This is a genomic window from Synechocystis sp. PCC 7509 (genome assembly GCF_000332075.2).
In the GTDB taxonomy this organism is placed as follows: domain Bacteria; phylum Cyanobacteriota; class Cyanobacteriia; order Cyanobacteriales; family Chroococcidiopsidaceae; genus Aliterella.
In genome coordinates this window covers 2001240-2013437 of record NZ_ALVU02000001.1, presented here as the reverse complement: position 1 = coordinate 2013437, position 12198 = coordinate 2001240, and the positions used below count along the sequence as shown (strand labels likewise).

Sequence of the window (12198 nt, the reverse complement as noted above, 5' to 3'; positions counted from 1 at the left end):
AATGTCTTTTACTGTTTTTAGTGTACAGCGAATCCCCAGGGAAATTAGCCGATTACCGAGGATGCGATCGCATAATAGTTTTTGCGATCGGCAAGTCCGTTATAGCCACCGTTGACGCGACGAGTTACTTTCTCAACTTTTGCGACAAGAGCGCACAAGCTATTTATAGAGTTTCGCATCCACCAATAACCCGAAGCTGTGAAGGGTAAAACGGCTGCAACTACTTAAACAACCCTCCATAACGCGCGGATTGTTTAAGTAGTTGCACAATGCTTGATAGTTGTGTCTCCCAGTTACTTGCCGCGCCCCACCGCCTTTGTAGCGCCTACCATCCCCAGTTTTTATATTCCCCAAGTCAAGTCTTCCTTCGTACTGGTCGTCAGAGGCAAACTCTTTTAAATACTTCAGCCCGCCGCTTTCGTGAGCAATTCGAGCCATAAAATGGCGCATACTTGGCAGCGTGTTGATATGAAATTGCTCTAAGCAACTATTGAGATCGTTTAATCATGCTTTTAAGAAAAAGCATGAAACGTTAGTATTGTTTGCACGCCACAAATACTATCAGCCTTGATACTCAAGCATTCCTGGACGGCGATCTCATTTCCCTTGAGGAAATGAGATCGCCCTTTTAAAGCTGCTGCAACATCTTATGAGTTTGCGGTACAACCCGGACTTGCTTTATCAACTTTTTCATTAAGGCTTGCCAACTCAAAACTTGCTCAGGAGTTGGCGCAAACATCTGTTTTTTACTCACTTCTAAAGGCGTTACTGGTTGCAGATATATAATTATTTCTGGGTTAACTTCCACGACTAAATTTGCCGCTTTTTCTAACTCCTCTACCTGCGTTTGACTTGAAATAATTATCTTGACAAACACCTCAGTTTGTGAGTCATAACAATACTGCAAGAATTGGGCGTGTGATTGCCAATGACTTTCACCGCTTACACTAGGCAATTTTAAATCCATCCCCACCGCATCCAAGTAAGGCAAGATTGTTAATAGTTGTTCTGGGCGGTGTCCGCCAGTTTCTAAGTAAATTGGTAAATTAGTTAGGCTTCGCACTTCTGGTAGAAACTCTTTCAAAAACGGTGCGTGTAAAAGTGGTTCGCCCCCAGTCAAACTAATGCTATCGTGCAATAGTGGAACATTTTGCCGTTTAACAAACTCTAGCAAAGTCGTTAGTTGTACAGGATTGGAATATACTTCAAAGTCTCGCAATCCAGGATGCGCCTCTATTCGATACTCTGAAGGTGCTACCCAAGTATGGGCGCTATCGCAGTAATTGCATCGCAAATCACAAATTGCGAACCTGATAAATATCTGACGAGTACCAACATTTAGTCCTTCCCCTTGAATAGCGGAAAAAACTTCGATTAGTCTAGCTGTTTTATTACTCATTTAGAATAAAAATAAATCTTACAAAAACTTTTATAGTGTTACCTCTCAACCATAGCTTGGAGTCTAGTACCATTGACCGCGAACAAGTTTTAAATTGGTTAGCCGATAACGTTCCCCCGTCACGCATCAAGCATATTTTAGCCGTAGAACAAATGGCTATTGACTTGGCAACTTATTACCAAGTAGATAAACAAAAAGCTGCCCTAGCTGGCTTGCTGCACGACTTGGCTAAATACTTTAAGCCGCGAAAGCTTTTAGAAATAGCTCAAATAGCCGGATTAGAAATCGACCCTGTAAGCGCTGCTACTCCTCACTTACTACACGCAGATGTCAGCGCAATTGTGGCTAGAGATACCTTTAAAGTAACTGATAACGATGTGTTAAATGCGATCGTAAATCATACTTTAGGTCAACCTGGGATGAACGAACTTAGTTGTATTGTATTTTTGGCAGATACCTTAGAACCAGGTCGCGGTAACACTCCAGAATTAGAGCATTTGCGAAAGATTTGTTACCAAAATTTAGATAAAGCGCTATTCCAAACCTGCGACTATTCGCTCAAATTTCTCCTTGAAACTCATTGTTTAATCCATCCCCGAACCATTGCAACTCGTAATTGGTTTTTGCAAAAAGCCCAAAAAAAGCAACTGGCTACACCGCCAACAACTGCATAAACGCCTAATTTTTGTTAGGATGCAGAAAAAACTTTTCGTTATTTTGACTTAAAAACTATCAGCCTTTGAGGTTTAATGACAGATCATTCCCAAATTAATTTACAATCTCAGTCTACACTTGTTGCTACAAATACCCGCCCTGCTGCCCAAAGCCCCGCAGAAAGCCGAGAATTAGCGTTAATAGCTGCTGCCGCCGCCGCCGATCGCAAAGCGGCAGATATGATAGTGTTAGGGGTCGCTGAAGTCTCTTTTTTAGCTGATTATTTTGTTTTAGTTACAGGCTATTCTAAAGCCCAAGTAAGAGCGATATCCCAATCCATCGAAGACCAAGTAGAAGAACAATTAAACCGCCTCCCCATCCGCACCGAAGGACAAGCTGAGGGAAGTTGGGTACTAAAAGACTACGGCGATGTCATGGTGCATATCATGATGCCCAAAGAAAGAGAATATTACAATTTAGAAGCATTTTGGGGTCACGCACGGAGAGTTGACTTGCCCGATAACATTGAAAATCCTCCCAGGGAGTTAGAAGAATGATTGAGTCTTCGCCTTATATTTGCCCTGTACCTACCGAACAACAGCCATTAAATGAGTACGAGGAATTGAAAGCGGCAGGTTTTTTTAAAACTTGTACTCTAAGTTGGCAGCAGTATATTACAAAACTTGTTTGGATTTGGGGTCTGTCATGGATAATCGCCGGCCCAGTGGCGGCGGCTAGCTTTGCCCCTCACAAACAGATAATACAATTTATTCTGTGCGGTAGTGCGGGGGCAAGCGTAGGCGTATTGCTTGTATTGGTGCGAATGTATTTGGGATGGTCGTATATAAAAAGTCGCCTTACCACCACCACAATATTTTATGAAGAATCCGGCTGGTACGATGGGCAAACTTGGACTAAACCAGAAGAAGTTAAATCCCGTGACTTATTAATTGCCACTTACCAAATTCAGCCAATTTTACAAAGAATCGCGCAAAGTTTTATAAGTTTAGTCTTATTGCTATTGGTTGGAACTGTAGTTTGGAATTTTTTATAAAAATTTAGCCCAAATGTCTCTGGTAAATGGTACATTTTACCCATGACAAGGGGAAAAAGAACACAAGCGGCGGAACTTGAAGTCAGGTTACTGCGCGAAGGCATTATTGAATCAAGGCATCAAGTCCAAGCGGTCGTCTGTGATGACCGGGGAAGGGTTTTGTCAGTAGCAGGAAATTCGGAAACTGCTACTTTTGTGCGTTCAGCGCTCAAACCATTTCAGGCTTTAAGCGTCATAGCAACCGGAACTTTGGAGCGATACGAATTGAGCGATCGCGATTTAGCAATTATTTGTAGTTCCCACCAAGGTACAATCGAGCAGGTGCGCCAAGTCTTTAATATTTTGTGGCGCTCAGATATTGATGCTTCGATTCTGCAATGTCCCATACCCGAAGGTAAAAGCAGCCGCTTACAATACAACTGCTCTGGCAAACACGCCGGAATGCTGGCAGTATGTCAACAACGGCATTGGCCTTTAAATACTTATTTACAGCACAATCATCCGGTACAGCAACTAATTTTTGGTAAAGTTGCCGAGTTACTAAAAATGCCCGCCGCCGAGTTTATTCACGCTCACGATGATTGTGGAGCGCCAACCTATTTGTTGCAGTTGGGGCAAATGGCAGCTTTGTACGCGCAATTGGCTTCGGGGCAAAATTTAGATATGGAGCGAATTGTCCGCGCGATGACTCATCACCCAACAATGGTAGCGGGAACAGGGGAATTTGACACCGAACTGATGCGTTTAACGGAGGGAGAACTTGTCAGTAAAGCTGGAGCCGAGGGAGTGCAGTGTATTGGTAGAACTGGCGAAGGAATGGGAATAGCAATTAAAGTCATGGATGGGGCAAAACGGGCTAAGTACGCTGTTGCTATTCATGTATTACAACAAATGGGCTGGATCGATCCTAGTGTGGCAGAAATTTTGACAGAAAGCTTTATGACTCTGGGAAAATTCAAGCGTTTGGAAGTAATTGGCGAATTATCTATTCTTTAGTTGCCATTATTAAAAATAGTGTTATAGTAAGAAAGGCGACGCGGGATAGAGCAGCCTGGTAGCTCGTCGGGCTCATAACCCGAAGGTCAGTGGTTCAAATCCACTTCCCGCCATTAGAACAAATAAACCCTGCAACTAATTTATAGTTGCAGGGTTTTGTTTTAAGGAGATTAATATTATTAATAAGATTGAAACGTTGATTTTACAACGTGTCTCATTTTGCCGTTATCTTGGCGGTCAGCTTAAAAGTCGCTGCAATTCTGCGAATAACTCCTTATTGTCCTTCCAAAGGGTGACGCGGTTATCGCTATGGACTTTGGCAATAAATGGAGCGGAATGCTCCCAAACAAATTCTTGCATTGGTACAATCGCTTTGAGAAAAATTTCAGCCATGTCCTGTCCTGATAAGCTTTGGGAGGCAAGGGTAAACATCTTAATCTGAGTGCGGACAACAGCAATTTTTTCTAATGAACCTATCCCACTAACAGAATTCTGTTAATCCAGATGTGAATTGTTGCAAGAGTAACAAAGGCATTGAAACAGGCAGAGATTCTCTCCCATCGAACAACGAGCCTACGGTATTTCCGTTGAAACCATGCGAAACAACGCTCGATTTGAAAGCGAGGGACTGAGATTTTAATTGGTCTACCCCGATTTTTCTTTGTTTTGCGAGTTCGTTTTGGCAACTGTGGTCTAATACCACGCTTACGCAAAGCCTTTCTCAAATCTTTTGAATCATAGCCTTTGTCCGCCGCCAGCACTTTGACTCGTTTACGGGGTCTACCAGGTTGATTATTTTTGACTGGCGTTGCGGTCAATTAGCGTCATTACTTGCTGGCGTTCACTACCATTAGCTGGTGTAGTCGTATTAGACAACGGCATCCCGTTACCGTCAGTGAGAGTATGAATTAAAATCCCTTTGCCCTTATAACCATAAGCAACATCCTCACCACCGCCTTTGCCAGGGGGAAAAAGACCCGTCCACCGCGCCATAGTTCCAGTTAATTAATCCTTTCTCTGATGCGATTCCTAGTATCCGTGCTTGTAATTGTGCCAACGTTCCATCCGTTTGCCAACGCATTAGCCATCGATGTGCTGAACTTTTCGATGCCCAAATTTCTCCCTTCGGCACATCACACCATCGGCAACCCGTAATCAATACATACATTAAGGTGTTCAGTACATGACGAAAAGGCGCATGGGGCATTCCTCGTTCCCGCTTTTCTCCTTTCTCTGTCATCACATCCTCAAACAGTTTCCATTCTAAATCGCTCAATCCCTCAAATTTTCCAGCCATATCCCATGTAGCTTAATCAATCTGAGAACTACATTATCACATTTTTAACCTTAGTGGGATAGGTTCAATGAATTTCTTCCAATCCTCGCATCCTTCGTCAAAACAACCCAACCTTTTTTACCCACTTCTGGAATCCAGTCTACGTCTTGAGCATCTGGGGCAAAGTGGTCATCATGAATTTCGATGCTGATGCCTGCACTCTTGAGCCTTTCTACAATGAATTTTTTACCTAGACATCGCGATCGATGAAAAAGGTAATTGACTGAGGTTGTGTCATGCAGCAGCACGCAGTTCGCAGCGAATAGCTTCCTCAATTTTGAGGCTATCGCAGTCGTAGTCATAAGACAGTTCGTTTATTGACTCTCCTGCTTGATGACGCTCTGCTAAAACACTGGTAGAAATTCCTGTCCCAGCAATAACAAGACGACCAAAGGCAATTCGGGGATCGATAGCGACTATGCGAGGATTATCTTCTTCGTGAGAGCGAGTAAAGGGATAAAGTCTAATGGCAAGCCCACTATCATCTAACTCAATTCTTTGCAAATGAGCATTAAGAACATTTTTTAACTCCGTTTGTCCGCGCTTAGAAGCGTTGATAAGAGAACCATATTTTTCAATAAACAGGTCAACGCCATTAGTCTGAAACTTTTCAGTAGCTAGAGGGTGAGGTACTGGAAATTGCTCATCGATGTAATCTAAGGCGGCTCGTACCTTGTCTAATTGAATTTTATGGTGTTTGCGAATTCCTCTAAGAATATGAATTTCAATTAAGTTGGTAAAGGAAAGAAGACTTGGTTTAAGCTCTTTAATTGCGATTATTGGCTTGGAGAAATTGAAACCGCTTGAAGTTGGATAGCGCCGTCCAACTGTCCAAGATCGAATTGTGACTGCTGGAATGCGTAAATAACGGGCAGCATCACTAAAGGAGTAGGTGGGGATGTTTCTAGGGTCAGTTTCTCCGTAAAGTTTGACCATAAGTGTGCCTGCCAGAGATAGTCATTTTCATTATTGACTATATTCACAGGACATTTAGATATATTTATTGGGTATGGTAGCGAGATTCATTTGGTAGAAGCTCAGAAGCGACAAATAAAGCCTCGTTCTGCAAATTATCGTGATGCTTGGGAATTAATATTGCAGTGGGCTATACAAAAGAAAGATTGCGATCGCTCGCACTTTTCAGGCAAAGGAAACTGTATATTGAATGCTACTTATGGTGACTAAGATAAAAAAATATCATCTAGGAATACTTTTGCTTCTTTGGTTAGTGATCGCCATTGTAGATATATTATGGCTGAAATGCGATCGCTCTATCCCTAGTTGGGATCAGGCAGATTACTTAACAGGAACATTAAACTATCACCAAGCCTTACAAAATCCTCAATGGTTCGATAGTCGGTGGTGGCGGAGTTTTTGGCTGCTTTCAAGTAAAATCCCCCCCTTTACTTATATGGCGGCGGCAACTATTCAACAGATTTTTGGTACGGGGCAAGACCAAGCTATGCTTGTCAACGTGCTATTTAATGGCATTCTCATCGTTGCGGTGTATGGGTTAGGAGTGGAGCTATTTTCGGTGGAAGTTGGCTTAGGGGCGGCGCTATTGTGTCAAATATTCCCGGCTTTTTATCAACTGCGATTAGATTTTTTGCTTGATTTTCCGCTAACGGCGGCGGTGACGTTGAGCTATTGGTGTTTGACAGTTTGGCGTGGTAGAAAAACTCAAAATTGGTGGTGGGCTGCTTTTGGGGTTGCTTTGGGTGTGGCGCTGCTAGTAAAACAGACAGCAATATTTTTTTTGCTGATCCCAATAATTTGGGTGGGAGTAGAGACAATTAAAAGCCGCCTTTGGGGTAGATTATTGCAGCTAGTTGGAGCGTTGCTAGTTTCGTTTCTAGTTTGTGGCGCTTGGTATCGAGTCAATTGGCTATTTGTGCTGACCACAGGTAAACGGGCAACAATTGATAGTGCGATCGCCGAAAATGACCCGGCTTTAAATACAATTGGCGCATGGACTTATTACTGGCAAGTTTTACCCATTCAAGTTTCGTGGCTATTGTTAATCGTGCCAATAGTGGGTTTGCTGATGGGATGGCGATTTAGAAAAACCCCCCAAGATAGTTTTAAATGGTTGGCGGTTTTTTGGGTAGGCGCTTATTTTCTGTGGTCAGTAAATGTAAACAAAGATAGTCGCTATGTTTTGCCTTATTTGCCTGTAGTGGCGCTGTTTTTGGCTTATGGATTGACGAGCTGGCGCGGGCGTTGGCAAAAGCCGATTCGTGTGGTTACAGTGGGCTTGGCGGCGCTATTAATGATTTTTAATTTGTTTCCGCTAGGGGGAAAATGGATAGAGGTATTGAGTCCCTACGGGCAGCATTACGCTGATTTTAAGACTAATTTACCTCATCGTCAGGTAATTGCTGAAATCAGGCAAACAGAACCTTATTTACGCTCTACAGTGGGCGTTTTGCCTTCTACTGCCCAAATCAATCAACATAACTTTAATTATTTTGGGGCTTTAGAGCATTTTCAAGTTTACGCTCGTCAAGTAGGAACTAGAAAAAACCAAGTTAGACAAGATGGGCGCTCTATTGACTGGTTTTTGACCAAAACTGGCGATCAAGGTTCAATTTCCGATACTCAAACCCTAATAGCAAAAGAAGTGGAGACTTCGCCAGAGTTGCAATTACAAAAAAGCTGGCGTTTACCTGATAACAGTAGTTTGCAGCTTTATCATCGCCGCTTACCAAAAGTAAAAGTAGAACCGATGGGAGCAAAAATAGATAAAGTAGAGTTGCAAGTCACTGTACCTAGTAGTGCGCCGCCTGGTGTAACGATTCCAGTAACTTATCAGTGGAGTGGTGACTGGAAAAAGTTAAAATCGGGGCTAGTATTGCTCAATTGGCATCAAATCAATACTAATCAAATAAGCTGGCTAAATGATCGCGCCATTGGTTTGGGTAACTTATATAGCCTGATCGACAGTGATAACAGTTTTAAAGTAACTGAAACTAGCGCTATGTTACCGCCAAAAAATACGCCCCCAGGAATCTATACTTTAACTGCCACTTATTTAAACAAGGATTCAGGCGAAAGTTATCTTTTGCCTTCTTTACCAGTAAGCTTAGAAATCAACCCCCTAAGCGCCCCTACAGCAGCCCCAGAATTAGATTTAATTACTCAATTACAGGTCTTGGCGGCGACATTATCTCAAGGAACTCCGGCGCTAGAACATCTGTTTGCAGAAGTTGCGCGAATTAATCAGTACGATCCTACTCAAGACTACTTGCAGCAAATAATATTAGCTATGCAATATCGCTTAAAATCACCCCAGAAAGATCCCCATTGGGCTTATGCTTTAGCTTTAGCAGCAGCCTTGAAAAGAGATGTAAATGGGGCAATTGCAGCTTTTGAGCAAGTAACAAATTTAGACTCCCAAAATCCCTACGCCTACGCTTATCTGGCGTTTGTCCGTCTCTACAACTTTCAACCCTATTTAGCGGAAAAAGCTGTACTTAAAGCAATTTCTCTCAATTCCAAATTGCCCGAACTTCATGCCCTTCATACTATTGCGGCGCTGATGCAAGGAAAACTTTTTCCCGCTTGGGACTATTTTCAACAATACAAAGCCAACACTGCTAATTTAGGTAGCGCATTAAAATAGATTCTAGTTGAGGAATGCCAAAAGGCTTACTAAGATAGTCATTTGCGCCCGCTTCTAAACACAAATCGCGATCGCCTACCATCGCCATTGCAGTTACCATTACGACAGGTATTGCTTGCAAAGCTGAAGAACTCCGTAAATAACTAAGCAATTCTAATCCTGTCACATCATCTCGTAGTTGGACATCTAATAATATTAAATGAGGTTGAAAGTGTTGAACTCGCTCTAAAAAGTTGGCGGTTTCTGCGGTGTACTCAACTTCATAACCAATTGCTTCCAGATAATCTTGCAGCAACATTGCGGTACATTCGTCGTCTTCTACAATTAAAATCCGCTTGGGTTCTTGGACTAGAGGTTGCTGTTGTTCTTTAAATAAATCGTTGACAAGTAATACTGAATCTGTAACTTTATTCGGCAAAAATAAGGTGAATTGACTACCTTTTCCTAAAGTTGACTGTACCTTTACATCACCACCGTGCAACTGGGCTAATTTGCGGGTCAATGCTAACCCTAAACCTGTCCCTTCGTACTGTCGATTCAAACGGCTGTCGAGTTGTTTAAATGGTTCAAACAAAAACTTGAGTTGGGCTTCATCAATTCCAATCCCTGTATCTGCGATCGTAAAAGTTATACCTGAGCGGACTTTTTGTACTCGTAGAGATACTGTACCTATAGATGTAAATTTAACGGCATTAGACAGTAGATTTAGCAACATTTGTTTGATGCGCCGCTCGTCACCAACCCAATTTGATATTTGGGGATCGATTTGATAAATTATTTGTAGTTCTTTAGCTGTGGCGCGATCGCGAATTAAGGACAAACAAGCCTCACTCAACTCTTTAATATCTAATGGTAGGTGCGCTAATTCTTCTCTCCCTGCTTCTACTTTAGATAAATCGAGGATATCATTAATTAAGGCTAAAAGGTGTTCGCCACTGCTATGTATACAGTCTATATATTCTTTTTGTTTGGGATTGACTTTCCCAAAAATTTCTTGCTGTAGTAGTTGCGATAATCCCAAAATAGCATTGAGGGGTGTCCGCAATTCGTGACTCATCGTTGCTAAAAATTCGCTTTTTGCACGACTTCCGGCAACGGCTGCTTCTTTACTTTCTAGCAAGGCGCTTTCTATTTGTTTGCGGTCGGTAATATCTCGGACAATGCTAATAACTTCTTCATCGCCAATAGCAACAATCCGGGCTTCATAATCGCACGTTTTACCCTTAATTAGTAATTGATACTCAATCGCTTGGATTTCTCCGGTAATGATAGCTGTTTCTATACAAAATATGGTTTCTTGAGCTAATTGTATAGGCAATACTGACCGAATATTCTTGCCGATAAATTCACCAGTTTGGGCATATAAATTCATATCTTTAGATGCTTTAAAATCTATTATCGTACCGTCACTGCTAAACCTAAATATTACGTCAGGAATTGCATCTAATAAAGCGCGATTTTTTGCTTCACTTTTGCTTAAAGCAACTTCTGCGGATGTTTGCTCGGTAATATTATTCAGCGTACCTGTGATCCCAATAATGTTACCTTCCATATCAATTATGGAGCGGGCATAAATTTCTACCCAACAATAACTGCTATCAATAGTTAAATAACGAAGTTGACAACGGCAATGACTTTGTTGGAGTTCAATTAACGAATTAATTAAATTTAAACTAATTTGGCGATCGCTAGGATAAACGTAGCTAACAAAGTTTTTGCCAATACTTTCTTCTACTCCAAAACCTGTAATTGCTGTCCAAGCTGGATTTAAAAATGTCCAACAACCTGCTACGTCTGTAGTAAAAATTACTTCTTTGAGGTTATCTACTAAGGAGCGATAATTTTGTTCGCTTTGATGTAATGCGTCTATTGCCCGTTGGCGAACAATTACATTGCCAATACTAGCTGCGGCTGTAGATAATATTGATTGTTCGTTTGCTGTCCACAATCTTTCTCTATGACAGTCGTCAAACCCAATAAATCCCCACAATTCATCGGCAATCAAAATTGGGATTAGTAGTATAGAAACAATATTTTGTGTTGCTAATATTTCGCTTACGCAGGGCGAAAAGTTTTGAACTAAGCTATTAATCGGCTTACCGCTTGCTAGAGTTTCATACCACTGGGGAAATAAGCTGGCGTGGGGTAAGTTTTTACTTTCAATGTGATTAATTTGCGATTCCACCGAAAACTGACACCACTCAAAACTTCGGTTAATTGAGTTTTGGTTAGAAAGGCGATCGCCATCACTCTCAAAAATATACACGCGATCGATACCGCAAGCTTTACCCAAAGTTGCCAAAGCTTGGTTAATAGCTGTCGGAAAATCTGCAATCGTCAGTAAATGATTGGTTGCTGCGGCTACTCCCCCTAATAAGCGATCGCAACTTCTCTGGATTGCTTCAGGGCGCTTGCGATCGCTTATATCTCTGACAATTATTACGTGACACAATAGTTGATTTGTACTATCACGCACGGAAAAAACTGATAAATCAATGTCTACTAATAGCCCATTTTTGGCAATACTACAGGTTTCGGCTCGATAGGTATCGCCTTTTTCTAGCGCCGCCATTATCAGCGTAAACTCTACTTCTCCTAAATGAATTATGGGGTTTTTACCTTTAAGTTCTTCGTCAGAATAACCCAACAGTAAGCGATGAGCCGGATTTTGTTCTAAGTAATACCCTTGTGGATCGACGATCGCAATTCCATCGTCGTCATTGGTAATAATTTGTTTGTATAGCTTGAGCTTTTCTTCTATTTGCGGTTGAAGGGCGATGTCTTGTATTGTCACTTTCTATACCTTTCACCTTTGTTAAATAAAGTTCGCGCTGGAGTTCAATATACTTGCTAGTTTTCACAATATTTTTAGATTAGCCTTAAATTATCTAGCTCAAGTTTTTTGAAATTTAGCTAAAACTAGCTTCTTGGCTCTTTTTTATTATTAAGCTTTTACTGTATTTTTTAATTAAACATCAAATTTATAACAAAAATTTTATATTCTCTTGACTAAAAATAACAATGCTTAAGTAACTTTTCTTCAATAGATATATTTTATTTGAAGTTACTAAACTTTGGTCTGCTAAAACAGTCTACTAAATCGCATTATTTTATTAGCAATAATGTATTTTTCTTAA

Annotated in this window: 16 protein-coding genes and 1 tRNA gene; 7 read left to right on the top strand and 10 right to left on the bottom strand. The window is 41.3% G+C overall.

Annotated elements, in window-relative coordinates; all coding sequences use genetic code 11:
• Window positions 1–44: 44 nt before the first annotated feature.
• The 3 genes from SYN7509_RS31290 to SYN7509_RS0210315 all read right to left on the bottom strand — a co-directional run bounded on the left by SYN7509_RS31290 (window position 45) and on the right by SYN7509_RS0210315 (window position 1399).
• Window positions 45–179, bottom strand: coding sequence for a hypothetical protein (locus SYN7509_RS31290; protein WP_255327298.1), 135 nt, complete (start codon window positions 177–179; stop codon window positions 45–47).
• Entirely contained in the window at window positions 160–438 is a 279-nt protein-coding gene (locus SYN7509_RS27580) for a hypothetical protein (protein WP_148297970.1), read from the bottom strand. The genes SYN7509_RS31290 and SYN7509_RS27580 overlap by 20 nt, the downstream gene beginning before the upstream one ends.
• A gap of 190 nt (window positions 439–628) precedes the next feature.
• Entirely contained in the window at window positions 629–1399 is a 771-nt protein-coding gene (locus tag SYN7509_RS0210315; protein WP_009630611.1) for a 7-carboxy-7-deazaguanine synthase QueE, read from the bottom strand.
• A 35-nt stretch (window positions 1400–1434) separates the two neighbouring features.
• Between SYN7509_RS0210315 and yqeK the strand changes: the two genes are divergently transcribed.
• From yqeK to SYN7509_RS0210290, 5 genes are all read left to right on the top strand, one after another.
• On the top strand, window positions 1435–2073 hold the full coding sequence (gene yqeK, locus SYN7509_RS0210310) for a bis(5'-nucleosyl)-tetraphosphatase (symmetrical) YqeK (protein ID WP_009630610.1): 639 nt from the start codon (window positions 1435–1437) through the stop codon (window positions 2071–2073).
• A 75-nt stretch (window positions 2074–2148) separates the two neighbouring features.
• On the top strand, window positions 2149–2610 hold the full coding sequence (gene rsfS / locus SYN7509_RS0210305; RefSeq protein WP_009630609.1) for a ribosome silencing factor: 462 nt from the start codon (window positions 2149–2151) through the stop codon (window positions 2608–2610).
• On the top strand, window positions 2607–3107 hold the full coding sequence (locus SYN7509_RS0210300; RefSeq protein ID WP_009630608.1) for a CGLD27 family protein: 501 nt from the start codon (window positions 2607–2609) through the stop codon (window positions 3105–3107). Before rsfS ends, SYN7509_RS0210300 begins: the two co-directional genes overlap by 4 nt.
• 42 nt (window positions 3108–3149) lie before the next feature.
• A complete protein-coding gene (locus SYN7509_RS0210295) occupies window positions 3150–4103 on the top strand; it encodes an asparaginase (RefSeq protein ID WP_009630607.1) in 954 nt (317 codons plus the stop codon).
• Between the two features lie 39 nt (window positions 4104–4142).
• Window positions 4143–4216 (top strand) — tRNA-Met (locus SYN7509_RS0210290).
• 124 nt (window positions 4217–4340) lie between these two features.
• Here the strand turns inward: SYN7509_RS0210290 and SYN7509_RS25615 are convergent.
• From SYN7509_RS25615 to SYN7509_RS0210265, 6 genes are read right to left on the bottom strand one after another with little or no spacing between them, the layout of a single operon-like run.
• Window positions 4341–4535 carry a hypothetical protein gene (locus tag SYN7509_RS25615; protein ID WP_051482569.1) on the bottom strand — a complete coding sequence of 65 codons (195 nt, stop codon included), beginning with the start codon at window positions 4533–4535 and terminating at the stop codon, window positions 4341–4343.
• Window positions 4536–4576: 41 nt separating this feature from the next.
• Entirely contained in the window at window positions 4577–4921 is a 345-nt protein-coding gene (locus tag SYN7509_RS25610; RefSeq protein ID WP_038020903.1) for a transposase, read from the bottom strand.
• Entirely contained in the window at window positions 4896–5096 is a 201-nt protein-coding gene (locus tag SYN7509_RS30665; RefSeq protein ID WP_009630204.1) for a hypothetical protein, read from the bottom strand. Before SYN7509_RS30665 ends, SYN7509_RS25610 begins: the two co-directional genes overlap by 26 nt.
• Window positions 5050–5400, bottom strand: coding sequence for a transposase (locus tag SYN7509_RS25605; protein ID WP_009630203.1), 351 nt, complete (start codon window positions 5398–5400; stop codon window positions 5050–5052). The genes SYN7509_RS30665 and SYN7509_RS25605 overlap by 47 nt, the downstream gene beginning before the upstream one ends.
• A 50-nt stretch (window positions 5401–5450) precedes the next feature.
• Window positions 5451–5687, bottom strand: coding sequence for a PIN-like domain-containing protein (locus SYN7509_RS25600; RefSeq protein WP_051482568.1), 237 nt, complete (start codon window positions 5685–5687; stop codon window positions 5451–5453).
• A complete protein-coding gene (locus SYN7509_RS0210265) occupies window positions 5674–6375 on the bottom strand; it encodes a DUF433 domain-containing protein (protein ID WP_009631756.1) in 702 nt (233 codons plus the stop codon). Before SYN7509_RS0210265 ends, SYN7509_RS25600 begins: the two co-directional genes overlap by 14 nt.
• 33 nt (window positions 6376–6408) lie before the next feature.
• Here SYN7509_RS0210265 and SYN7509_RS30985 point away from each other — a divergent pair, with 33 nt between their 5' ends.
• Together SYN7509_RS30985 and SYN7509_RS0210260 are read left to right on the top strand one after the other, a co-directional pair.
• The gene (locus tag SYN7509_RS30985; protein ID WP_084610651.1) at window positions 6409–6624 is read left to right on the top strand and encodes a PDDEXK-like family protein; all 216 of its coding nucleotides are present in this window, start codon (window positions 6409–6411) and stop codon (window positions 6622–6624) included.
• The gene (locus SYN7509_RS0210260; RefSeq protein ID WP_009631757.1) at window positions 6614–9061 is read left to right on the top strand and encodes a glycosyltransferase family 39 protein; all 2448 of its coding nucleotides are present in this window, start codon (window positions 6614–6616) and stop codon (window positions 9059–9061) included. The genes SYN7509_RS30985 and SYN7509_RS0210260 overlap by 11 nt, the downstream gene beginning before the upstream one ends.
• Here SYN7509_RS0210260 and SYN7509_RS29160 read toward each other — a convergent pair.
• Complete coding sequence (locus tag SYN7509_RS29160) at window positions 9036–11855, bottom strand: PAS domain S-box protein (RefSeq protein ID WP_009631758.1); 2820 nt, start codon at window positions 11853–11855, stop codon at window positions 9036–9038. The genes SYN7509_RS0210260 and SYN7509_RS29160 overlap by 26 nt on opposite strands.
• Window positions 11856–12198: the final 343 nt, after the last annotated feature.

Excerpts from the sequence above, each read along its gene's own strand:
- SYN7509_RS30665 (WP_009630204.1), bottom strand. The coding sequence starts at position 5,096 with ATGGCGCGGTGGACGGGTCTTTTTCCCCCTGGCAAAGGCGGTGGTGAG.
- SYN7509_RS0210295 (WP_009630607.1), top strand. The coding sequence starts at position 3,150 with ATGACAAGGGGAAAAAGAACACAAGCGGCGGAACTTGAAGTCAGGTTA.
- rsfS (WP_009630609.1), top strand. The coding sequence starts at position 2,149 with ATGACAGATCATTCCCAAATTAATTTACAATCTCAGTCTACACTTGTT.
- SYN7509_RS0210260 (WP_009631757.1), top strand. The coding sequence starts at position 6,614 with ATGGTGACTAAGATAAAAAAATATCATCTAGGAATACTTTTGCTTCTT.
- SYN7509_RS27580 (WP_148297970.1), bottom strand. The coding sequence starts at position 438 with ATGGCTCGAATTGCTCACGAAAGCGGCGGGCTGAAGTATTTAAAAGAG.
- SYN7509_RS25605 (WP_009630203.1), bottom strand. The coding sequence starts at position 5,400 with ATGGCTGGAAAATTTGAGGGATTGAGCGATTTAGAATGGAAACTGTTT.
- SYN7509_RS0210315 (WP_009630611.1), bottom strand. The coding sequence starts at position 1,399 with ATGAGTAATAAAACAGCTAGACTAATCGAAGTTTTTTCCGCTATTCAA.
- SYN7509_RS0210265 (WP_009631756.1), bottom strand. The coding sequence starts at position 6,375 with ATGGTCAAACTTTACGGAGAAACTGACCCTAGAAACATCCCCACCTAC.
- SYN7509_RS31290 (WP_255327298.1), bottom strand. The coding sequence starts at position 179 with ATGCGAAACTCTATAAATAGCTTGTGCGCTCTTGTCGCAAAAGTTGAG.
- SYN7509_RS0210300 (WP_009630608.1), top strand. The coding sequence starts at position 2,607 with ATGATTGAGTCTTCGCCTTATATTTGCCCTGTACCTACCGAACAACAG.
- SYN7509_RS25615 (WP_051482569.1), bottom strand. The coding sequence starts at position 4,535 with ATGTTTACCCTTGCCTCCCAAAGCTTATCAGGACAGGACATGGCTGAA.